Here is a 22012-nt window from a genome sequence, read left to right as displayed (position 1 = left end):
TGTAGAGAATGAACTTAATAACAGGCCAAGAAAAAGACATGATTTTCAAACACCAAATCAAATTTTTAATCAATTAACTAACCATCAAGAAGTTGCATTTGTAACTTGAATCCTGCAACGATAATCATGACGGCTTTTGGAAATAGCTTTTACACTATCCAAATAGCTTAGTAGTTGGTTGTGTTCCCTGTTTTCTACATTCACTGTTTTCCATAATTGAAAAACGCGTTCATCTTTTGGTAAGTGAAGCAGTTTTTCGACTTGAGCGGACAGATTCGTAAATAACAGTAAACAACCAATGAAAAGGCTAAACAGCCAAGTGTATATATTTTTAAATCGTAATAAGCGCATTTACCAATACATAGACGTTGAGGGTATACAAAAATAATCGTTTTCTCCTAAACACCTAATCCGTTTAAATTTTTAAAATTGCTTTCCCAATTGAAATACACTGCTTTAACTTTTCCTTATCTCGCTTTGCTTACTTCGATAACGGTTCATAGCTAATTGTACCAATATAAATGAGATTTATTCTTATTTTTGAAAATGGCTGACAACATCCTGAATACCCTGAACTAAGATGGCTAACTGCAAAATGACACATACGAAAAAATTGACCATTCCGGGGCTTATTTCGCTCCTTTTATGCTTGACAATTCACGTAAAAAGCCAAACCAAGGGCGATTACCCCATTCAACCCGTCCCTTTTACGGCCGTGAAAGTCAATGACCAATTTTGGGCACCGCGCATCAAAAGAAATCACGACATCACCATTCCCATTGCTTTGGGGCATTGCTACAACACGGGAAGGGTAAATAATTTCTTATTTGCCGCCAAACTAAAAACAGGCAAATTTTGTACCGAATATCCATTTGACGACACAGATATTTATAAAATTATTGAAGGTGCTGCTTTTTCTCTCCAAACCTTCCCAGATAAATACCTGGAAATGCGCATTGATACGCTCATTGAGCATGTCGGAAAAGCGCAGGAACCCGACGGGTATTTGTATACCAATCGAACCATCGACCCACTCCATACGCACCCATGGTCGGGTCTGAAACGTTGGGAAAAAGAATCGGATTTGAGTCATGAATTATACAACAGCGGGCACTTAATTGAGGCCGCTGTGGCTCATTATCAGGCCACAGGCAAAAAAACGCTGCTGAATATCGCTATCAAAAACGCAGATTTACTTTGCAAAGAATTTGGCCCCGGCAAGTTGGATCACGCCCCCGGCCACCAGATTATTGAAATGGCGTTGGTGAAATTGTACCGCACCTCCGGTCAGCAAAAATACCTTGACTTGGCCAAATTTTTTCTGGACGTGCGCGGCAAAGGCAAAGAATACAGCCAAGACCATAAAAAGGTCACCGACCAATCCGAAGCCGTAGGACACGCCGTTCGTGCCACTTACATGTATTCCGGCATGGCAGATGTAGCCGCCATCACGGGAGACAAAGCCTATCTCAACGCCATAGATAAAATTTGGGAAGACATCATTGACGACAAATTTTACCTCACCGGCGGCATTGGTGCGGCGGGCGGTCACGAAGGATTTGGGGCAGCGTACGAGTTGCCCAACATGTCGGCTTACAACGAAACATGTGCTTCCATCGGCAATATTTACTGGAATTATCGCCTGTTTCTGCTCCACGGTGACGCCCGTTTTTACGATGTATTGGAACGCACTTTATACAACGGAATGGTCTCGGGCGTGTCGCTCAGCGGTGACCGTTTCTTTTACCCCAATCCGCTCGAATCCTTGGGTCAACATTCGCGCAGTGCATGGTTTGGATGCGCCTGCTGTCCGAGCAACGTATGTCGCTTCATACCATCGGTGCCGGGCTATATGTATGCGCAACAAAATGACCGTGTTTTTGCCAACTTATTCATCAACAGCAACGCTGACATTACCCTCAACGGAACGGCTCTGCAAATCGCTCAAACGACTCAATACCCTTGGAACGGCAAGGTTGATTTTACCTTAAATCCCGCCAAACACAAAACTTTTGAAATGGCCATTCGCATTCCGGGATGGGCGCAGAACCAACCTTTACCGAGTAATTTGTACGTTTTTACCAAGAAAGATAACACGCCTTTTACTTTGACTGTCAACGGAAAAACGGCTGATTATCACCTTGAAAATGGCTACGCCGTACTCAAACGCGAATGGAAAAAAGGAGACGTAATCAGCCTGAATTTACCCATGCCCGTGCGAGAAATAATGGCCAATGACAAAGTAGCGGCCGACCAAAGCAAAATAGCGATTCAGCGCGGCCCCATCGTGTACTGTGCCGAATGGCCCGACTATCAGGAAGGCCACGTACTCAACTTAGTTGTTAATCCTGAAACTCCGCTAACGGCTGATTTTCGCCCAAATTTTCTGGACGGAGTGACGGTGATTACGGGAGAGGCACAACAGTCCAAACGCACGTTGACGAATGAAATCCAAGTTTCAAATGTGAAATTGGAGGCCATTCCCTACTACGCTTGGGCCAACCGAGGAGCCGGAGAAATGGCGGTTTGGTTTGGCACCAAACCTTCGGCATCGCGTCCTCTGCCCGCGCCTACCATCGCCACAAAGAGCAAAATCACTGCCTCGCATGTTACCAAAACGCTCATGGCGCTCAATGACCAGGCCGAACCCAAAAACTCCAACGACCACGACAACATTTACTACCATTGGTGGCCGATGAAAGACACACTTCAATGGGTTCAATATACCTTTGAACAACCTGCCACGGTATCTTCCACGAAAGTGTATTGGTTTGACGACGGCCCTTGGGGCGGTTGCCGCGTACCTGCTTCGTGGAAATTGCTGTACCAAACCAAAAGCGGCGAATGGAAGCCTGTCCAACCTAAAGGCACTTTCGGTACGGTGAAAGACCAATACAACGAATTGTCTTTTGAACCTGTGGAGGCAAAAGCCCTGAAAATGGAGGTATTGCTTCCCAAAGAGTACGCAAGTGGCCTTTTGGAGTGGTCAGTAAAGTAATAAGCGGCCTTTTTCTTTGTACTTTTCCCCAAAAAAGCAGTATTTTGCCGCCTTACAAAACCTATGATGAACCGATTGATTTCTACTGATTCACTGACGCGTGAGGCGTACGTGAGCGATTGGCGTAACACGTATCACCACTTTCTGACTGAGTATGAGGGTTCTCATGTCTCTTTTATTCCTGAATTGCTCCCTGAGTTTGCCACGAAATTTGACGTTTTTCAAGTTCTTGACATCCTCCAAAAAAGGCTGGGAACAGAAACGCTGCTTCGGGCGCTCAACCCAAACGAAACGATTGCTTCTCCGTTGGCAGAAAACAATGACAGCCAATGGCTCAAAAAATCAAACATGGTTGGGGTCAATATCCGTACCATCGGGAGCTTTTGGAATGTGGTAGGTTATGCCCTCACTCTTCCCAACTTTCACGATTCCATCCACCTTTTGCCGATTTGGGAGCCCGGTGTGGTGGGCAGTTTGTACGGTAAAGTCAGTTGGAATATCAACGGCGAATTTTACAGTTGGCAGCTTCAACAAGCCATCCCTTGGTTGGACAATGTCGAAAAACAACTCAAAGTTGTCGTCAATGTCCTTCACGCCTTGGGCAAAACGGTAGGTTTGGACGTGATTCCGCACACCGACCGTTTTTCGGAAATCGTGCTGATTCACCCGCTTTTATTTGAATGGGTACGGCGCGACGGCGGGCAATTGATTGACCATTCGGAAAACGTTTGGCAGGAAGTGGAGGAAATTATTTGGCAACAGCTTCACCTCATCGGAACCGCCGACGGAAGTTGGCTGACGTATGCCAAGGAAGTACTTTTCGACCCAGATATTCCGCTGCTGAGCGATAAAAAACGGCAGGAAGTTCTCTTCGGTTTTGACCAACAACAACGTCTTTATCGTCGGTTGACGTTGATGCAAATCTTAGTCAATCAGGGCTATGAGACCTTGCCGATGACCATGGCCCCTCCCTACCGTGGCTTACACATCAACCCCGACGTATCCATCATTGACGAGCGCGGCACCCCTTGGTACCAATACGAATTTGATCATCCGCAGGCGATGTCGCGGGTATTCGGGCCCTTGACGCGCTATCGTTTTTATCATTCCAAAAACAACAATCAGGAGTGGGAACTGGATTTTGACCGACCAAACTTAGCGGCTTGGCATTATTTTACCCGCAAATACCACGAATGTCAACAACAGTTTAATTTTGACTTCATGCGCGGCGATATGGCACACGTCCAAATGCGCGCCGACGGGGTGCCTGTCAAAACCAACGCTTTTTATGACCCGCTTTGCGCCGTAAAAAAATACGTGCAACACCACGGTGCTCCTCACTTTGCGTTTTATGCGGAAACCTTCATTGCACCGCCCGATGTGATGGGCTACGGCAACGAACTCGACCACCTCGAAGCTATTGGAGCCGACGCTACTTTAGGAGATTTGCAGGCATCCATTGTAGGAGAGCCTATCTTTATGGAACGCTTTGCCGAGTATGACCAATTGCTCCGTACACGGCGGTTTGCACCCAGTTTTACCATCATCACGGCCGACAAAGACGACCCTCGATTTGATGAGTTTTACCAAACGGGCAACTTGGTTCGCTATTTTATCGGGTTGTTTTTAACCGACATGCCCAGTTATTACAGTTTGGGTTTTGAAGTACGGAATCGGCACGAAGAGCGCGACAAAAACGAAAAATATACGAAACTGTACGTATTTCAAATTCATGACGATGCCGAAACCGACAAAGTGACCCACGGACCGTTTGAATGGGGAGAAAACATGCAACAATTTCAAGACCTGACACACCTCCGACTCTTTGCCGAGTCTATTTGGAAGGAGATTGCTGACCAAGAAATTCGTTGGATACTGCCCCCCGATGCCACTGCGAAAAACAAACTCATCGCGTGGACGCAGGCGAATCAGCCTACTTATATTTTTGTCGCTAATTTGGATAGTGAACACGAAGCAGAACTAAAAAAAGTACCGCTGAAAGGCTATCAACTTGTCTTTGAAACGGCTCAAACGTTGAAAGACAAAAAGTGCATGGCTTCAAGCAGCGGGAGAGTATATAAAATTAAAAGTTAAAAGCAATTTGCCCTTCTGCCCTTGGCAGTGTCTCCACGGCCAAGCTAAATCCCTGACGGTAAATTGTATGACTGTCAGTGATTTAAAAAAGATTTGGCTTTTCCCCACAAAGCTTCCACTGTTTGGTTGGCATCTTCCGAAATTCTCAACCACAAAACGCCCCCCACAAAGACGCCCACAATCACGATTGATTTGGCCGCAATACCCACCAACGTGAGCCAGAGGCTTGCGTTAGAAACGGGAATCAGTCGACTTATTCCGTACGTAACTATTAACAAAGCAATTACTTTGGGAGTATTGGCGGTGAAAGGCTGCAAGCCAAATTTGGAATAAATAAACCAAAACTTAATGGAATTGTACATCGTCAGCGCCACCAACATCGCCAAGGCCGCACCGTTGAAACCGTACAATGGAATCAAAATTGCGTTGGCAATGATGAGCATAATGGTCTGAAAAATGTAAAAAGCGAGGTCGTACCGATAGTACTTGGAGCCCATCAAAATCTCGGAGTTGAGCCCCGTCGCCATATCTACGACCCTCCCCAATCCCACATAAAGCACCACCCATTTCCCTTGCTCATACACGGCTGCTTTCGGGATGAGCTTGAAAATACTGTCAATGTTGCACCAAATCCCCAAAAACAATAAACCGCCGACTATCAACAGATTAAGCGCCGATTTTTTGTAAATTTCGTCAATGTGCTCCATGTCATTTCGTTGCCAGGATTCGTTCAATAGCGGCGTACTGATGGACGCAAGGGCATTTCTGGGAATGGCAATAATGAGCGCTATTTTAGAAGCAATGTCAAATATGGCCGTATTGGTCATGCCGTTTTGGTAAGCCGCCAGAAAAAATTTCTCAATGTTCAGCGCCAAAGTGACACTCAGTCCACCTATAATCATCCAAAGTCCATACTGCCACATTTCTTTAAAAACAGGCTTACGCACAAAGCTGAAATCAACTTTCCAATACAGTCTTCCGAGCCATTGCAAATAGCCCAACAACGCCATGACGGCCAGAAAATGTATCAATACCAAAGCCAAAACCAATTGATCAAAACTAATCCATCCCAAAGCAAAACTAATAGCCAAGGTTGAGTTAGCAAGCTTAATACCCAGTTCGCGAATAATCGCAGGAACCACAATCCGCAAGTGCACTCGTGCGTAGGATTCGAGCACCATCATATATACTAAGCAGATAGTGAGAGGAAGTAAGTAATAATAATACTGTACTAACAAAGGAGATCCATCTTCGTATATCCACCGAAATAAGTCATTCCCCAAAAGATATATCAAACTAAAAATAAAACACCCAAACAAAGGAGCAATCATTAAGAACACAAAAAAGCCATTGTGCTGTTTTTGCACATCATTGAAGCGATTGAAAAAACGAGCGGCTATCAGTGGGATACCCAACTGAGTAAAAGAAGCAAAAACGATTGAAAAACTTGTAATGGCACTATAAAGTCCCATTTGGTCGGTTGACAGAAAGGCATTATAAAGATATAAGACATTGATTGTCCCTATAATTACGCCAAAATAAGTGACTATCGAATTTTTAAGACTTTGGCGTATAATAACTCCCATTAAATTATGTATTTAAATAATTTATCAGTGTGTGGACTGCGTAAATTTTCTGCTAAAATCAATTTTACGGGCATAAAATACCCGTTCTTACAAAGTTTCCTGTATCATCTATAGTTACTCTCCAACATCCTCCGTTGGGAGATTTCAAAATAATACCTCTATTTGGGTTCTCTATATAAACATCTCCTTCAGTAACCTGAAGCTTCAATTTAGGTTGCTGAGTACCTATTCCAACATTGCCAATCATGTCTATTCTCATTCTTTCCAATGAAAAATTTCCAGGGACTTGATTCCCGGTCATAAATTTAATCATACCGTTAGGGTTTTGAGGACTTCCTGAACGTAGAATCAACCCGTTATCTTTCGAATAAAGTTGGCCAAATCCAGAAAATTGATTACCTGCATAATCGTATTCTCTTGCATGATGTGAAAGAAGAGTTGATGTTATACTGCTCCCGGATGATAATTCTATTGATACAAGTGAAGCGGGCACTGTGGCATTATTTCTTAACTTTAAAAAAGTTCTGGAATCACCGGTAGGTGCCGGGATTGATAAGTCGCTGTTTCCTTTTATAAACAAAAAATTATTAATAAGTTCAGCTGATTGGCTAAATACCTTATAAGCATAGATAGCATGTATGAGTATACTTAGAAAAATAACTTTTTTCATAGCTTTACAATTTAACTTGTTTCTCTTTATTAAGAAATGACATACTAAAAAATCACTTTCAATTCAATAGAATTCTATGTCAAAAAGTGCTGAGCCAGATTATTTACATCAGTCTTTTATACAAATGCTTAGGAGTGAATTTTGTGGTAACTTTCACTACATCTTGTTTTAAAAAAGATAATTTTTGTGAATTTACAATAAATTCAGTAATATATTCAGAGAGTTGACTGTAATCTTCGTAGAATAAAAAGGCGCTTTTTAAATCTTCATCAACATCATACCCTTTCGGAAGCAAACAAGGCTTCCCGCTTTTTATCATATTAAAAATGACTCCTGATTCTTTGGTTTGACCATAACGCTGAGTTGGATTGAGCTGCAAATGAACGTTTCCAAGTAGAATATCTGCCTTACTCAGATGAATATCAAAAGCTGGCCCTGATATGAAATGAGTGTAGTAAAGTATCTTGACTCCTGCTCTGCTGATTTTCTCAAAATGAGGGATTAACGACAAACTATCTTCGCTAACAAACCCAAGAAAATCCCATATTACCCGTTCTTTCCAAGCTGCTAAATTTACCTCTATCATATGAAGCAAACCCAAATAGTCTCGACGCTGAATAGTTACAGAGCCCGGAACACATATCCTCAGGGGAGAATTTAAAGAATTGTCGGGCAAATCTTCTCGTAAAGCAAAAGGAAAGTTGATAATACGCGAAGGTGGAATGAACTTTGAGAGATATTCCTGCTGAGATTCACTATAAACGATGATTCGGTAATCTGCCTGCGTAAGTTTTTTAATAAAAATATCCCTTTGATATTGCCGCCGAAAGTCCTTTAAATACAGTACAGCTTCTTGGTAAAGTTTACGAAAGTATTTACTATAAAATAGTTTTCTTACTTTAAATAGTAAAAGACGTGTTCTGTTCAAAAATCCATTATCGAACCACTGTTCTACGTTATGAATGGTAAAAAAAACACGACCGTGCCAATGCGTAGCTGAATAAGCCCCTATGCTTTTAGAGATCGTATTAATATGTATTCTATCTAATTGATATTCGGATAAAATAGTATTCAAAAAAACCTGCGGATCAGTGTTTGCATGAAAAGGCACAAGAGTCATACCCGCAGTATCTTTTCCAAAAACGGGAACAAAAACATCCGTTACAAAGACGAATACTTGATTTTCAGGGTTAATTGCATAGGTTTTAGCTAATGCCTGTACAGCTGAGTAATGATTGGGCTCGCAAATTTCGATAATTCCGACACGCATTATTTTTCAGATTCAAGACTGCGATTAAAAAAGACAGAATCAGCATAAAGAAAGCTGCCATCTTTCCAGAATTTAGCCTGACTCAAATTGCCTCCAAACCTAAATCCAAGAGATTGAAGCAAATCGTGTATTTCACCAAAAAGCATTTGCCCTTTATACAACTCTTGAAAAGAGGTTTCAATAACAATAACAGACGCATGGCGAATAGTTTCAAAGCCGCCCTTTATCACCTTATCTTCAAAGCCTTGAACGTCAATTTTTACCAAGTATTTTTTGGAAAGATTCAATTGGTTAGCTATATCATCTAAACGTTTTACAGTAATTATCTCACTTTTCACATATCCGGAGCCTTCAAACATTTCTTCATGCAATGAGGCCATCCCTAACAGAGAAGAGCTGGGTGAATGAGCACTTACATTAATAGATAACTGTTCTTCTTTTTCTCCTAATGCAAAAGGAAAGGTCGTAATTTTAAGCGACTTCGTTTTTTCCAGCAATTGTTGATAACAGCTTGGAATAGGTTCAAATGAATAGATCCGAGCCTCGGGCAAAATTTGACTAATCCTCCGTGCATAATCACCATCATTAGCCCCTATGTCTAACACGGTTTCAATACCCAAATTAGTGAGCCAAAGATTATTGTCCGGCTTAACCAGTTTTACATTTAACCCAAAAGAGTAAAGCAAATTATAGAGATTCTGTTTTAAGTTCATGCAGGTACAATACGGATTATGTCATCTTCGTTTTCGACAACTAAATTAGGACTATAGGCACTGACAAATTCGCGTAAAGCTACTAAAGTTGGGTGAGATTGTCTAATTTTCCCGCACACAAAACTCTCTTAATTTTGTGTTCAAATGGAAAAACCAAAAGTAAATCGAAAACGTCGTAAATATGACGAGAATTTCAAGCTCGAAGTGCTTAAAATGGTAGATTCGGGCCGCACTGTTCCAGAAGTTTCAGCAGCTATGGGCATTGGGGAAAACTTACTATACAAGTGGAAAGCGGATGATAAGTCGAAAAAGTCCCCCAATCTCAATCAGCAAAATGCTGAATTGGAACAGCTTCGCAAGCAGCTAAAGCAAGCAGAAATGGAGAGAGATATTTTAAAAAAAGCGTTGTCTATTTTCAGCCGACAGACTTAACGATTACATACGAAGTCATCAAAAAACTATCAAATCTCTATCCTGTACGTTTAATTTGCTTGATTTTAGGAATTAGTTTTAGTGCTTATTATGCGTGGAGTCGTAGAGAAAGTCATATTCAGAGTTCTCAAAAACAAGAAGCGGCCCGGCAGGTCAAGAATATTTTTGAGGAGCATCGGAGTCGTTATGGTGCAATCAGAATCAGCAAGGAATTACAGGCCAGAGGTTTAAAAATAGGGCGTTATCAAACCCAAACCCTAATGAAGCAACAAGGCTTAAAGGCTATTCAACCTAAGAGCTTTGTACCAAAGACGACTAATTCACAGCACAAATTGGGAAGAAGTCCTAATTTATTACTTGATAGAGAACCGGCTTGCCAACCCAATGAGGTCTTTGTTGGAGACATAACTTACATACCGATGAAAGATGGAACATTCTCGTATTTGGCTACTTGGCAAGATATGTATAGTCGAAATATGGTAGGCTGGGATTTAGCCAATCATATGCGTAGTGAGCTTGTAATTAATGCGTTGAAGAAAGCTATTGACTGTAGAAAGTTGTCTCAGGGATTAATCATCCACTCTGACGGAGGTGGACAATATGCTTCGGAAGAGTTCAGAACCTTGTTGAAAAAACATGATTTTCAACAGAGTATGACTCGGAAAGGTAATCATTATGATAATGCAATGGCGGAAAGTTTGTTTAGTAGGTTTAAGGCGGAACTAATGCAAATGGGTACTTTTCTCAACTTTGAAGACGCTTTTACAGAAGTTTTCGAGTACATCGAAATCTATTACAACAGGAAGCGAAGACACTCAGGTATTGGATACGATATACCGATACTCTTTGAACAAAAATGGGAAGATTTGACCAATAAATAAAGCTATGTTTGCAGAGGCAAAACAAAATAACGGGCTTCCTAACGATAGGGTAGATTTTTGCCCTTCGTTTCGAAGATTTTGTACTAATTCCTTTTACAGTAACCCGTGCGGCTAAATTAGCACACCTCAGGGTAATCATTCTCTCCTGTAAAGAGGCGAGCGTCATCAATTAAAACAACATGATGTAGTGCATGGGAAAAAATGGCAGCTAATTCTTTCATTATCGGGGTATTCAAATCAGATTTACCGGTTACAGCTCCTGAATAATGTCCATCCAACCAAAATAAACATTTAGCGTCTGAAGGTATTTGTGACAGGACTTTAGGCAGTACCAATCCACTGTCGCCGTGCCAAACTGTAATTTTGGGTGTATCTTCAAAACGTTTCACGGCACTTTGGTACAATTTTTCTGCGAATTCAATGGTATGAAGATACTCAAAATTATTTATCATACTATTGGTTGTATCTCCCATAAAAGTACCTGTCTCTACCCAAACAGTTGCATTATACTTTTTCTGATAGCGTTTCAATATTGCCCCCTTGACACTCGTCGGCGGAGGAAATACAGAGCCTTTTTCTCGCCACTCAGACTCACTTAAATCATAATTTATGGTTCTATGCAATACACCTAATTCGTACTTATAGACCCACTGTTCTGGTAATAATCTTTTTAAAATTCTTGGTAAACCCATGAAAAAATTTATTTATGTCAACAAATTAACGAATTTAGCTCAACATTTCCCAATGCTATAATAGCCTCTATTTTTCTACTATTTTCTCAACAGCAGAAAATTATTAATAACCTCTGATGATTGTCCCGATACAGAATACACTGTAAGCGTTAAAGAAAGAGTGTAGAATAAAAATGTGTTTTTCATGGAGCTAACTCTTTTCTCTTTTGATCGAATTTTTAAAAAAAGTGACAACAGGCGCAATCAAAATCAGCGAAATCACCAAAAACGGGTACTTATAACGAAGATTTCCCTGCGAGCCGACGTAGGTCATCAGAAATCCCAAAATGGTAAACCCGTTGATGATCCATACGATCAGCGGGGCCATAAAGCGCCGTTGCCAATAGAAAATCAATTGATACCCCCACAACCCCAGCAATACCAAATAATACCCAAAATGAAAGGTATGTATACCTAAAAATGCGACACGGTATCCAAGCGGTTGAAGCCAAAACTGCCGCTGTTCGCGTGGCAAGCGGGCATCTTTGATAAAGCGTTCAAAACTCCAGTTGGGGTTTCCCAGCAATGGGCTGACGGCAATGTCATCGTTGACGAAGGTCGTCTTTATTTTATGAGGCCAGAAAGAAAGCCATTTTGTCGGATGACTCACAATCCAGCGAATCGCACGCGTTTGGATGTAATCGCCTTTTTCATAAAATGTCTTTTTGGACAAATAGACCGAATCATTTTTGAGGATAGAATCATTGTATACGCCCGTAGCACCGTCAAACCCACTCATAAGCAAGTTGATAGGACCGGTCGTGGTCGAATACACAAACTGCCCCGTTTGCGACTTACTGTACATCCCCATCGGAATCACAAACAGCAAAACGCCTAAGCCAATGCCCGTCAGTTGCGCGTAGTGATTGTGGTTTTTATACCTCCAATTCCACAACCACACCAACCCATATACCAACAGCAACGCCACAATCAGGGGGCGACAGCCCAAAGTAAACCCGGCCATCAGTCCAGACAAAAGCCCCCACGTAAACGTGGGTTTTTGAAGATAGAACCAAATACAAAGCAAGGTACAGGCCGTAAAGGTCAACTCACTTAAATTGAGCACCACCAAGCCCAAAGTGTTGAGATACAGCACATACATCCACACCGCAATCCAAGCGCTTTGTTGACCGAAAAATTTGAGGGTAAGTCGATACAGAATGTACAATTGGATCAAATTGGCCGCCGCATTCAGTAAATGCAGCGTGACCGGGGCGTTGTAGATACGCAAAAATATAGCGCCCAGATTGACGTGAAACAGGCTCGCCAGCCAGGGGTCATAGATGGTTTGGGGGTACGGAAACCACGTATGCATTTGAGCAGCCCGACTTGCCCACGTAAAATAAACCAATGAATCGCTGTGCAGAGGATAAGAACGAAATACCGCAAAACCTACGCAAACAACAGCATATATTCCAAATAACCACCAAAAACGTTGAGTCGACTTAGTGTCCATGACTTGTACTGTCAAATGCCCAAACAATTAGTATCCCGGTAAAAAATGGTGGTGCAGGTGAGGTGCGATACAATGGGAGCCATTCCGTAAAAATCAACCCAACGAAATTCAAGGGCACCCATAAATCCTTTGACCTCGGCGTAGCTCTCCCGCTCGGAATTGTCTAAAATCAAAACTCCGTCAGGGGTTAAAAAATCTACGGAAAACCGCATACATTCTACGCGTTTACGACCATCCACCACGATAATTTCATACTTTTTTCCCGACATTTGAACCGCACTGACGTAGGTATCGCCCAAGGCGCGGTAAGTCACATTGGCATTGGCCGGCAGTTGACGGGCTACTTCCTTTACCCATGCTTCGTCGTGCTCAACGACCTGCACCGACTGCACATGAGCGGAATACCAGCGGGTGGAATTGCCCGACCCGTACTCAAACACATTGAAATGCTTTTTCAGACGCGGCTGAATAAACGCAATGAACGGATACGTACACCAAGGCAGCGGATTTCCGGCAGCATACACCGAACGCTTTGTATGATAACTTCTGAACCAACCGTTGTTCTTCAACTCACTTTCCAAATACAACTGCACACTTCCACCCAAGTTCAACGCGTTCAGCCACTGCCAAACCTGTTTTTTTAATGCCTTAATCATTGTCTGATCGTATATCAATTATTAGTAAAAAATTCACTTAAACCGTGCTAAGACCTTGTCAATTAACCCGTTAACTTCCTCCGAAATTCGCCATTTCCAGACATAAAAGCCCAACAATCCACAGACCACACCCGTCCGGATCACAATCCAGACCATGGCCATCAGGGGCGTTTGAGAATGCGCAGGCACCAGATACGACAACAAAAATACCACTCCAAACACCACTAAAATCTGAATACTTTTCGGCGAATAGGGCGAAATATCGAACCGGCACTTAATATACCCCACCCGCAAGGCCGAATAGACCAAGGTGGTAAACGAGGTCGCGATCGCGGCCCCGATAAAACCGTAGGAGGATATCAGCCAAAGATTGAGAAAAAAGCCCAGTAAAGCCGTGAAAATGATGATCCACGTGGCCATCCGATAGTATTTGGAATACAAAATGATCTCGGTATTCAGCCCCGCGGCCATATCAAACAGCTTCGTAATCAATAGAAAAAGAACCACGTATTTTCCTTCGCCGTACACGTTACTTTTGGGCAACAGATAAAAAATGTCATCAATATTGACCCATATCAACAGAAAGACCAACCCGCCGCTCAGCAATAAATGCAGGGCCGTTTTTCGGTTCATTTTTTCCAATTGCACAAAATCCTCATTGCGTAAATGCTGCGTCAGAATCGGAATGGAAATCTGGGCCAATGCTTTTCGCGGTATCTCGATGACACTCGCCATGTACGACGCAACAATGAAGATTCCGGCATTGACCAAATCGCGCTCGCCGGCCAGCATGGTTCGGTCGATGAACAAGATTACATTTACACCCAACGCGCCCAAAACGGTAAAACAACCATACCCGAGCATTTGCTTAAAGAGCGGTCGAGTTAGGATCGTGCGGTCGGGCCAACGCCAATAGCCTTTTCCCAAAATAATGATGTAAATGATCAATAACACCACCGCAAATCCGTACGCGGCAATGATGAGGTAAAGCATCCAATCAAAACTGACCCATCCTACCCCGAAGATGATGACCAGCAGCACATTGGCTACCCGCAGATACACCTCTCGAATGAACATCGGAACGGAGATGCGGGAGTTGTTGCGACAATAGGCGTCCAGTACCGTAATGTAGATCCAAAAAACAGTCAGGGGAATGACCAGAAAGTGATAATCAACCAACAGCGCGGAATTTTTGGAAAAATACCCCACGATCAGCGGCGTAAAGAGCCAATACACCAGCGCAAAAAGCACAACACCGACCAAGGGCAGCATCAACAAAAAGCTGAGAATACCGCCGTGCTTTTCTTCATCGTTTCGGAAAAGACTGAAATATCGGTCGACAATAAAAGGCGTGCCTAAATGCGCAAAAGAGGCAAACAAAAGGCTGTTCTCAAAAAGTATGCGTGACAATGCGTACTGTTCCACCGACAAAAACTCGGTAGAAACGTACATCTGATTGATAACTCCTACCAATACGCCTAAATAGGAGCCTATACCGGCTTTGAGGCTTTGGCGAACAACAATACCCACGGGCGTTTGTTATGGTTAAATACGATAACTACTGATTGAATTTCTGCACTAACACCTCCGCAATGCGCTCGGCAGCATGACCATCCCACATGGGTGGGATAACCCCTTTTTTGGCGCGTCCTTGGAGGATTTCCATCACTTTTTCGTGGACCGTGACGGGATTCAAATCCGACAATAACTGATTGGTACCCAATTCCACCGTTACGGGCCGCTCGGTGCTGTCGCGGAAGGTAAGGCAGGGAACTTGCAAATAGGTCGTTTCTTCCTGAATCCCCCCCGAATCGGTCACTACTAACGACGAGTTTTCCATGAGATTCAAAAACTCCAAATACCCTTGCGGCTCGGTCAAAATCAGCCCTTGAATACTGTCCAATTTTGCTTTCAGGCCAAACTTCTCAATGTTGTTTCGGGTTCGCGGATGAATCGGAAATACTACTTTTTTGTAATGCGCGGTATCTTCAATGATTTGCAAAATGCTCGCCAGGCCTTCGGGCGTATCCACGTTGGCGGGGCGGTGCATGGTCATCAATACAAACTCTCCTTTTTCTACTCCCAATTCCGAAATGACGTCAATCTGACTGGCTTTCTGACGATAATGCACCAACGAATCAATCATGCAATTGCCCACCATAAAAACTTTTTCATCGGGGACCCCTTCGCGTTTGAGGTTGTCAATCCCCGCCTGCTCGGTTACAAATAGCAAATCTGAAATACTGTCGGTCAAAATACGGTTGATTTCCTCGGGCATCCGCCGGTCGCCGCTGCGCAGTCCCGCTTCTACGTGTGCGATAGGGATGTGCATTTTAGTGGCCACCAGCGCACAGGCAATGGTCGAGGTGACATCACCCACCACCAACACCAAATCGGGTTGCTCGGCTTCCATCACTTTCTCAAATTCGAGCATAATTTTGGCCGTTTGCTGCGTGTGCGACCCACCGCCAATCCCCAGAAAATAATCCGGCTTGGGGAGTTCCAATTGGTTAAAAAACACATCCGACATCTTGGCATCGTAATGCTGTCCCGTGTGGACAATTTTTGATTCAATTTCGCTTCTTTTTTGAAATGCACGGTGTAGCGGAGCTACTTTCATAAAATTAGGCCGTGCCCCTACAATGTTTAATATCTTCATTTTATCAGTATCAATAGCCCCCTTCCCCCCAATGGGGGCTAAGTAGTTATGGTAATTTAATTACAAACTCAAATACTTTTTTATAGCCTTCAATGACGGTATGTATGTTTATTTCCTTTTTAATGATCTCCAACGAACGTTGACCGAAAGCCTTTACCCGTTCGGGGTCGGCAAGGATCAAGTCCAAAACCCGTGCCAAATCTTCGACGTCTCCGTTCTTGAAATAATACCCATTTTCTCCTTCCCGAACCAGCCGTTTCTCCGTCCCGTCGGCAACCGAACAAACGATGGGTTTGGCAAAACACATGGCGTCATTGATGGAAAGTCCCCCCATACCACCCAACACATAGACTGCTGACTCGTGCAAGTACCGACCCAAATTGACGGAATCGTACACACCGCCCACAAATCGAACGGCATCCGCGACACCCTTTTTTTCAGCGTATTCTTTCAAAGATTCCAATTCGGGACCAAAACCTACCACCACTAACTCAATTTGAGGGAATTTAGAGCGCAGTTTTTGCACCGCTTCGATAATCAGATCTACTCGTTTCCACTTGACCAAACGCCCTACGTGAATCAATCGGTAGGGGTTAGGAGGTAAAATAGTAGATTGCTTTTTGACCGTTTCAAAGGCTTCTAACAACTCATCAGTATCGGGCGAATTGGAAATGACGAAAATCTTTTCGGACAGTACTCCGTAGCTGCCGATGATTTCGTACGCTTCGTCGATGTAATTAATGTGGGCATCAGCCAATGGCAAATTGAGTCTTCTTAAAAAAGAGGCCACCCAGAAAAGTACAAATCCTTTCCACGTTTTATCAGCATTTTGAAAGTTCTCATTCAGGAATTTATCCGAAAAATAAAACTCCTTTACCCGTCCCCAAACGGCATAATTAAACGGAATATCGCGGGCTATGAGTTTTGCACCTGTTTGTCGTAACCTCCAATAAAACAACGGATTCAGCGTAAGATACAGAAAATACGGCCAAGTGGTCATCACTAAAATATCGGGCTGAAATGCCCGCAAAGTAGGTAACAATTCTTTAAAAAAAGGTTTGCCGTACCACGCCCGATACTCTTCCAATTCTACGACTTTGAAAAGGGCATTATCGGTTGTTTCTTTCACTGCCGCTCCCGTAGCCTGCCCTCTTTGAGCGGGTTTTATCATTAAAATCTCATAACCGGTACCTGCCACAATCTTGTTCAGAATCAGCTTAAAGTAGTGAGGCAAGGCCGGCATTACAAAACAAACGCGCATTAGTATCTAAATTAGGACGGCCATTTCAAAAGTAAAATTATATATTGTTTAACCTCACAGCAGCGGCCGACTGCTCTTAAAATTAACCTCTTAAAAAGAGAAGTTAATTTTAAACCCTTCTCATGAAAGGAGAGGGGCAGGGGTGAGGTTAAATTGAGGCGCAAAGGTAACTATTTCTATTGAGGCTTCACTATCCAAGTTCGGTCGGCAACGGCTTTGATTTTATCTTTGGAAAAATAAACGGGAAAGTAACTGTCTTTGGCCCACAGTTCAAACAAATCCCGATAATGAGGGTCGTCCGGATTTCCCGACTGACCCGGGTTATTGATACCCAGCGTTTTATCCCAATCTTCGGTATCCACCACGATTCGAAACGAGGCGCCGTGCTCCTGATTGAGGTTGTTGCCCGTATTGCCAACCGTTTCACCATAACCTCCGCGCGGCAACGGCCCCAAGTTTATTTTGGCACGTTGCTCGGCTCCTACCCAATCGCTCAAAATATGCGTCAGGGTGATGTGTTTGTTCTTTGCCTGACCGTATTGCCATTTAGTCATATCATCGCCCAAGCGATTGGTAAGAACTCTAAGTGCTTCAGTTAAACTATTGACCAGTAACTCATCCCGGGCTTTGATAGGGTCAGGGCCAAAGTCAACTCGTGGCGTAATCAACCAATCTACCAACCGCTTGGTAGGCAGCGTTTTAAAAAGGGATTGAATATTTTCAGGAACGGTTCGTTGGTATACCGCTTTTCTGAGCGCCGTTTCCCATTCTACATAAATGGCCGCCGCTACCGAATTGGGTTTGAGTTGTTTATCCCACTCTTGCAACAGACCTTTGGCTTTTGCCATTTCGGAGTTTTGTTTTGTTAAATTCTCATCCAACACCTTCAGCAAAAGAGGCACCAGCGTCCGCGCCGTACCTGAAAGATAATCGGACTGTAAGGTGGCGAAATCTTGCACTGACATTCGTTTGCCGGCCGTCAATACTTCTTCAATCCGGTGTGCCCGAACGGGATTTGCCCATGTCCAACCCACGGCATTGCGGTTGGGAAAATCGACGGGGGTTAAGTTATTATTGGCCGTCACCACGTAGCCTTCCATGGGGTCAATTTTGTGCGGCAACTGCTGAATGGGCAAATAACCGCCCCATTCATAGCGACCGTCGCCCAGTACAGGCACCAACCCCGTCCAGTTTTTACGAATGGGAGAAAGCCCCACCGCCTGCCAGCCGATGTGGCCGTTTTTGTCCGCATAGATCATATTTTCGCCCGGTACCCGACTGAAATTGCAGGCCGCTCTGAATTCGTCCCACGTACGTGCCTGATTCATGCGTAAACTCGCCAAATAAGGCGCACAGCCGACTTCCTGCCATCCTGCCCGCACTACGTACAAAGTGTGATTTTTCCCGTCTTCAAATACGACGGGCCCATGACGTGTATATCTTAGCGTTACTATTTCTGCGGGCCTATTCGCTACCTTTATCGTGTCTTTGACAATTCTCAAATTTTCCCATTTTCCCTGATATTTATACTGATTGGCATTGGCAGGGTTGGTTTCGTACACGTACAGGTCTTCGTTATCGGTTTCAAAAATGGTTAACCCCCACGAAGCCACTTCGTTATGCCCTACCGATACGCCCGGCAAGGTAGGTTCTCCCGCCCCTACTACGTTCCAACCGGGTGCGTGCAAATGGACCCAATAGCGTAACGAAGGCACCGATTGCGCGCGGTGGGGGTCGTTGGCCAGCATCGGGTAGCCGCTTTGGGAATGTTTTCCGTTGATGATCCAGTTATTGGAACCTACATTGGCTTTTTCCTCTTCGTACCACGTTTCAAAGTCAAAGGGAGGGGCTAAGCCCACTTTTTTGTCGTCTTTCTTAAAATCCAACGGTGCGCGAAACGCTTCGTAGAGTTCCAAAATCGGCTGAAAAAGGGCTTCGCCGTTGATGGCTTTATCCAACGTCAGATTGGGTTCGTTGGGGGCACTCACGGGGTGAAACCACTGTAATTCACGGAGTTTGTCGGCTCCGGCCAAATGCACAATGCGGGCATTTTTCAATTCTTCTTTCACATTGCCCAACAGGCCCTGATGTCGACTGATGACAATTTCGGGCGTCCAATAGTCGGGCAAGGTATTTAGAACTTTAAATTCAAAAGGCAATTGCTCCGGGTGTTGGCGCATTTCGCGGATGTAAGCATTGATACCTTCCACAAACGCGTTGACAATCAGCGCTCCGTGCGGGTGATAGTGATTGAGTTCGGCGTTAATGTCTCCCCGAAACTTAAACAATCGCGTCCCGATGTCCCGTTTGAGTTCTTTTTCGCCCAGCAGCTCCGCCACCGTCCCCGTGGCCTGTCGCCGCCATATTTCCAGTTGAAACAGACGATCGGAAGCGGCCTGATAACCCTGTGCCATAAACAGATCGTGTTCGTTTTGAGCGTAAATGTGCGAAATCCCCCAACGGTCACGGATGATTTCGACGGGTTGATGCAGCCCTTTGATAGGCGATGGATTGGAACAGGCGGCAGGAGTAATTAGCAGTCCCGAAAGACCGAGCAAGAAGAAAAAGCGTTTCATACAGACGGTTAGGTTAACGAATCCTTAATTTTAGTAAATTTCGGAAGATTTCTCAAAAAATAGAGACGAAACCCGTTAAGATGAGTGACTATTTATACAGAATTTGTTCTAAAGAGCATACTGTCATTTAATTTTTTTCATATATGAAAGGACTTAACCGCGTAACTCTAATTGGTAACTTAGGCAGCAACCCTGACTATCAAATCCTCGAAAATAAAGTTTCGGTGGCCAAATTTTCGCTGGCTACCACTGAAACTTTCAAAGACAAAAATGGCCAAAATCACAGCGATACAGAATGGCACACAGTGGTACTTTGGCGAAATTTGGCCGTTCTTGCGCATCAATACTTAAAAAAAGGCAGTATGGTCTTTGTAGAAGGCAATCGGACCGCCGACGCGGATCAAAACCCGAAGCTATGACACTAACGAGGGCGATAAGCGCTACGTAACCGAGATCATTGCCGAGCAGTTGATCATGCTGGATAAAAAGCCGGAAGATGCGCTATACAACCTGAGTTGTCGGTTATAATCAGAGATTTATCCTTTCCTTCTTTCGTATATACATCGTTTTCAAACTACTTTACGCTACTGATGATCAAAGCGAGCAAAATACTCCATCGAAACGAAGACCGCATCAAAGTGGATTTTCCGTACAACCGCGAAATCAGTCTTTTGCTGAAGCAGATCCCCGATGCACAATGGAGCAAAAGCCACGGTGCGTGGCATATTCCGTATACAAAAACGGCTTTTGAAGAGCTGAAAAGCCTTTTTCCCGACATTGAGATCGTTTCTCTCAAAGAAACACCCGCCGCTCAAGCCCCGCCGCCCGTCGAGCCGTCTCCCCTTCCTACTCAGAGCAGCATTGTGATTGAGCTTTTGAACAAGACACTCTTGCTGCGAATGCCCAAATCTGACGCCGATGTCCAGTTTGTGTTGAAATTTAAGTATGTACGCTGGGATAAAGAGCGCCGTACGTGGCTTATTCCGTATACAACGACCAACTTACACGCACTTCAAGCCTATTTCGGAGCCCGTATATCGCAGTTTATAGAACACAAAACCGCTATTGAAAGCGCTCCGGACTCAACCGGAGTTCCCCTGCCAACCGAAGGCGAGTTGGTCTTGGTGCGGGTAAACGCCCATAGGATGCGCGTGATTGTAGCCTATGACCCCCACTTGGTGAAAGAAATCAAACAAGTGCCCTTTGCTAAGTGGGATGACAAAAACAAATGGTGGAGTGTCCCGTTTTCTGACAAGATCCTGCAACAAATCAAGGAAACGGCCCTGACCCATCAGCTCAAATTTACGTACCGAGAAACCCTCTCGCCAGCGGCGGTCATTCCCCGAAAGGCAAAAGAGGTCATGGTCAATCACCGTCCGTGCCCAACCGACATGATACTGAAAATGAAAGAGTTGCGCTATAGCGAAGCGACCATCAAATCCTACGGCTCGGCTTTTGAGGAATTTATCAATCATTTTCCGCATGATGCCATTGATGAGATAGATGAAAAGAAGATCATTGAGTTTTGTCGCTATTTGGTCATTGACCGCAAAGTGTCTGCTTCTACCCAAAATACCGCCATCAATGCCATCAAGTTTTATTATGAAAAAGTATTGGGCGGCAAGCGGCGGTTTTATGCCCTTCAACGGCCTCAACGCGACAAAGCCCTGCCGGTGGTGCTCAGCAGCGATGAGGTGCAGCGGATATTGAACACGGTTCAGAACCTCAAGCACAAAATGATTCTAACCCTCATCTACTCCTCTGGATTACGAATCAGCGAGGCTATTCATCTCAAAATCAAAGACATAGATTCGCATCGAATGCAAATACGCATAGAGCAATCAAAGGGTAAAAAGGATCGTTACACATTGCTATCGCCCAAAGCATTGGATATGTTACGAACGTATTATGTACAGTACAAGCCCATTGACTATTTGTTTGAGGGGCAAGATACGCCCATGTATTCGGCGCGATCTATCCAACAAATTTTGAAAGCAGCTTGCCAAAAAGCGGGCATCAAAAAATACGT

17 protein-coding genes are annotated in these 22012 nt (G+C 44.0%); 6 read left to right on the top strand and 11 right to left on the bottom strand.

Features of this window, described 5'->3' with window-relative positions; translation table 11 throughout:
• The first annotated feature begins 595 nt into the window (after window positions 1-595).
• Both Q0081_RS10325 and Q0081_RS10320 read left to right on the top strand, forming a co-directional pair.
• Window positions 596-2998 carry a glycoside hydrolase family 127 protein gene (locus Q0081_RS10325; RefSeq protein WP_298352396.1) on the top strand — a complete coding sequence of 801 codons (2403 nt, stop codon included), beginning with the start codon at window positions 596-598 and terminating at the stop codon, window positions 2996-2998.
• 63 nt (window positions 2999-3061) lie between these two features.
• Window positions 3062-5092: a hypothetical protein gene (locus Q0081_RS10320; RefSeq protein ID WP_298352394.1), complete on the top strand. Its 2031-nt coding sequence runs from the start codon at window positions 3062-3064 to the stop codon at window positions 5090-5092.
• 74 nt (window positions 5093-5166) lie between these two features.
• Here the strand turns inward: Q0081_RS10320 and Q0081_RS10315 are convergent, their stop codons facing one another.
• The 4 genes from Q0081_RS10315 to Q0081_RS10300 all read right to left on the bottom strand — a co-directional run bounded on the left by Q0081_RS10315 (window position 5167) and on the right by Q0081_RS10300 (window position 9331).
• On the bottom strand, window positions 5167-6678 hold the full coding sequence (locus Q0081_RS10315; protein WP_298352392.1) for a lipopolysaccharide biosynthesis protein: 1512 nt from the start codon (window positions 6676-6678) through the stop codon (window positions 5167-5169).
• 64 nt (window positions 6679-6742) lie between these two features.
• Entirely contained in the window at window positions 6743-7348 is a 606-nt protein-coding gene (locus Q0081_RS10310; RefSeq protein WP_298352388.1) for a hypothetical protein, read from the bottom strand.
• A gap of 103 nt (window positions 7349-7451) precedes the next feature.
• Window positions 7452-8618, bottom strand: coding sequence for a hypothetical protein (locus tag Q0081_RS10305; RefSeq protein WP_298352385.1), 1167 nt, complete (start codon window positions 8616-8618; stop codon window positions 7452-7454).
• Entirely contained in the window at window positions 8618-9331 is a 714-nt protein-coding gene (locus tag Q0081_RS10300) for an FkbM family methyltransferase (RefSeq protein WP_298352382.1), read from the bottom strand. Before Q0081_RS10300 ends, Q0081_RS10305 begins: the two co-directional genes overlap by 1 nt.
• 144 nt (window positions 9332-9475) lie before the next feature.
• Here Q0081_RS10300 and Q0081_RS10295 point away from each other — a divergent pair, with 144 nt between their 5' ends.
• Window positions 9476-9763 (top strand): transposase, encoded by a 288-nt coding sequence (locus Q0081_RS10295; protein ID WP_298352379.1) that lies wholly within the window; start codon window positions 9476-9478, stop codon window positions 9761-9763.
• A complete protein-coding gene (locus Q0081_RS10290; RefSeq protein WP_310586489.1) occupies window positions 9673-10644 on the top strand; it encodes an IS3 family transposase in 972 nt (323 codons plus the stop codon). Before Q0081_RS10295 ends, Q0081_RS10290 begins: the two co-directional genes overlap by 91 nt.
• A gap of 116 nt (window positions 10645-10760) precedes the next feature.
• Here the strand turns inward: Q0081_RS10290 and Q0081_RS10285 are convergent, their stop codons facing one another.
• The 7 genes from Q0081_RS10285 to Q0081_RS10255 form a co-directional block, all read right to left on the bottom strand.
• A complete protein-coding gene (locus tag Q0081_RS10285; protein ID WP_298352377.1) occupies window positions 10761-11336 on the bottom strand; it encodes a hypothetical protein in 576 nt (191 codons plus the stop codon).
• Window positions 11337-11526: 190 nt separating this feature from the next.
• Complete coding sequence (locus tag Q0081_RS10280) at window positions 11527-12831, bottom strand: glycosyltransferase family 39 protein (protein ID WP_298352375.1); 1305 nt, start codon at window positions 12829-12831, stop codon at window positions 11527-11529.
• An 11-nt stretch (window positions 12832-12842) separates the two neighbouring features.
• Entirely contained in the window at window positions 12843-13487 is a 645-nt protein-coding gene (locus Q0081_RS10275) for an FkbM family methyltransferase (protein WP_298352372.1), read from the bottom strand.
• A 33-nt stretch (window positions 13488-13520) separates the two neighbouring features.
• The gene (locus Q0081_RS10270) at window positions 13521-15017 is read right to left on the bottom strand and encodes a lipopolysaccharide biosynthesis protein (RefSeq protein ID WP_298352369.1); all 1497 of its coding nucleotides are present in this window, start codon (window positions 15015-15017) and stop codon (window positions 13521-13523) included.
• Between the two features lie 28 nt (window positions 15018-15045).
• On the bottom strand, window positions 15046-16146 hold the full coding sequence (gene wecB, locus Q0081_RS10265; RefSeq protein ID WP_298352366.1) for a non-hydrolyzing UDP-N-acetylglucosamine 2-epimerase: 1101 nt from the start codon (window positions 16144-16146) through the stop codon (window positions 15046-15048).
• Window positions 16147-16192: 46 nt separating this feature from the next.
• Complete coding sequence (locus Q0081_RS10260; protein WP_298352364.1) at window positions 16193-17407, bottom strand: glycosyltransferase family 4 protein; 1215 nt, start codon at window positions 17405-17407, stop codon at window positions 16193-16195.
• Window positions 17408-17583: 176 nt separating this feature from the next.
• The gene (locus Q0081_RS10255; RefSeq protein WP_298352362.1) at window positions 17584-19983 is read right to left on the bottom strand and encodes a penicillin acylase family protein; all 2400 of its coding nucleotides are present in this window, start codon (window positions 19981-19983) and stop codon (window positions 17584-17586) included.
• Window positions 19984-20126: 143 nt separating this feature from the next.
• Between Q0081_RS10255 and Q0081_RS10250 the strand changes: the two genes are divergently transcribed.
• Complete coding sequence (locus tag Q0081_RS10250; protein WP_298352359.1) at window positions 20127-20402, top strand: single-stranded DNA-binding protein; 276 nt, start codon at window positions 20127-20129, stop codon at window positions 20400-20402.
• Between the two features lie 171 nt (window positions 20403-20573).
• A partial coding sequence (locus Q0081_RS10245; protein WP_298352356.1) for a site-specific integrase occupies window positions 20574-22012 on the top strand: 1439 nt, incomplete at its 3' end.

Origin of the sequence: Runella sp. (assembly GCF_027484545.1) — a bacterium.
Classification (GTDB): domain Bacteria; phylum Bacteroidota; class Bacteroidia; order Cytophagales; family Spirosomataceae; genus Runella.
Note: the sequence above shows the minus strand (reverse complement) of the source record. Positions and strands in the feature narration are given on the sequence as shown.

Coding starts and splice junctions, on each gene's coding strand:
- Q0081_RS10325 (WP_298352396.1), top strand. CDS start 596: ATGACACATACGAAAAAATTGACCATTCCGGGGCTTATTTCGCTCCTT.
- Q0081_RS10320 (WP_298352394.1), top strand. CDS start 3,062: ATGATGAACCGATTGATTTCTACTGATTCACTGACGCGTGAGGCGTAC.
- Q0081_RS10315 (WP_298352392.1), bottom strand. CDS start 6,678: ATGGGAGTTATTATACGCCAAAGTCTTAAAAATTCGATAGTCACTTAT.
- Q0081_RS10310 (WP_298352388.1), bottom strand. CDS start 7,348: ATGAAAAAAGTTATTTTTCTAAGTATACTCATACATGCTATCTATGCT.
- Q0081_RS10305 (WP_298352385.1), bottom strand. CDS start 8,618: ATGCGTGTCGGAATTATCGAAATTTGCGAGCCCAATCATTACTCAGCT.
- Q0081_RS10300 (WP_298352382.1), bottom strand. CDS start 9,331: ATGAACTTAAAACAGAATCTCTATAATTTGCTTTACTCTTTTGGGTTA.
- Q0081_RS10295 (WP_298352379.1), top strand. CDS start 9,476: ATGGAAAAACCAAAAGTAAATCGAAAACGTCGTAAATATGACGAGAAT.
- Q0081_RS10285 (WP_298352377.1), bottom strand. CDS start 11,336: ATGGGTTTACCAAGAATTTTAAAAAGATTATTACCAGAACAGTGGGTC.
- Q0081_RS10280 (WP_298352375.1), bottom strand. CDS start 12,831: ATGGACACTAAGTCGACTCAACGTTTTTGGTGGTTATTTGGAATATAT.
- Q0081_RS10275 (WP_298352372.1), bottom strand. CDS start 13,487: ATGATTAAGGCATTAAAAAAACAGGTTTGGCAGTGGCTGAACGCGTTG.
- wecB (WP_298352366.1), bottom strand. CDS start 16,146: ATGAAGATATTAAACATTGTAGGGGCACGGCCTAATTTTATGAAAGTA.
- Q0081_RS10260 (WP_298352364.1), bottom strand. CDS start 17,407: ATGCGCGTTTGTTTTGTAATGCCGGCCTTGCCTCACTACTTTAAGCTG.
- Q0081_RS10255 (WP_298352362.1), bottom strand. CDS start 19,983: ATGAAACGCTTTTTCTTCTTGCTCGGTCTTTCGGGACTGCTAATTACT.
- Q0081_RS10250 (WP_298352359.1), top strand. CDS start 20,127: ATGAAAGGACTTAACCGCGTAACTCTAATTGGTAACTTAGGCAGCAAC.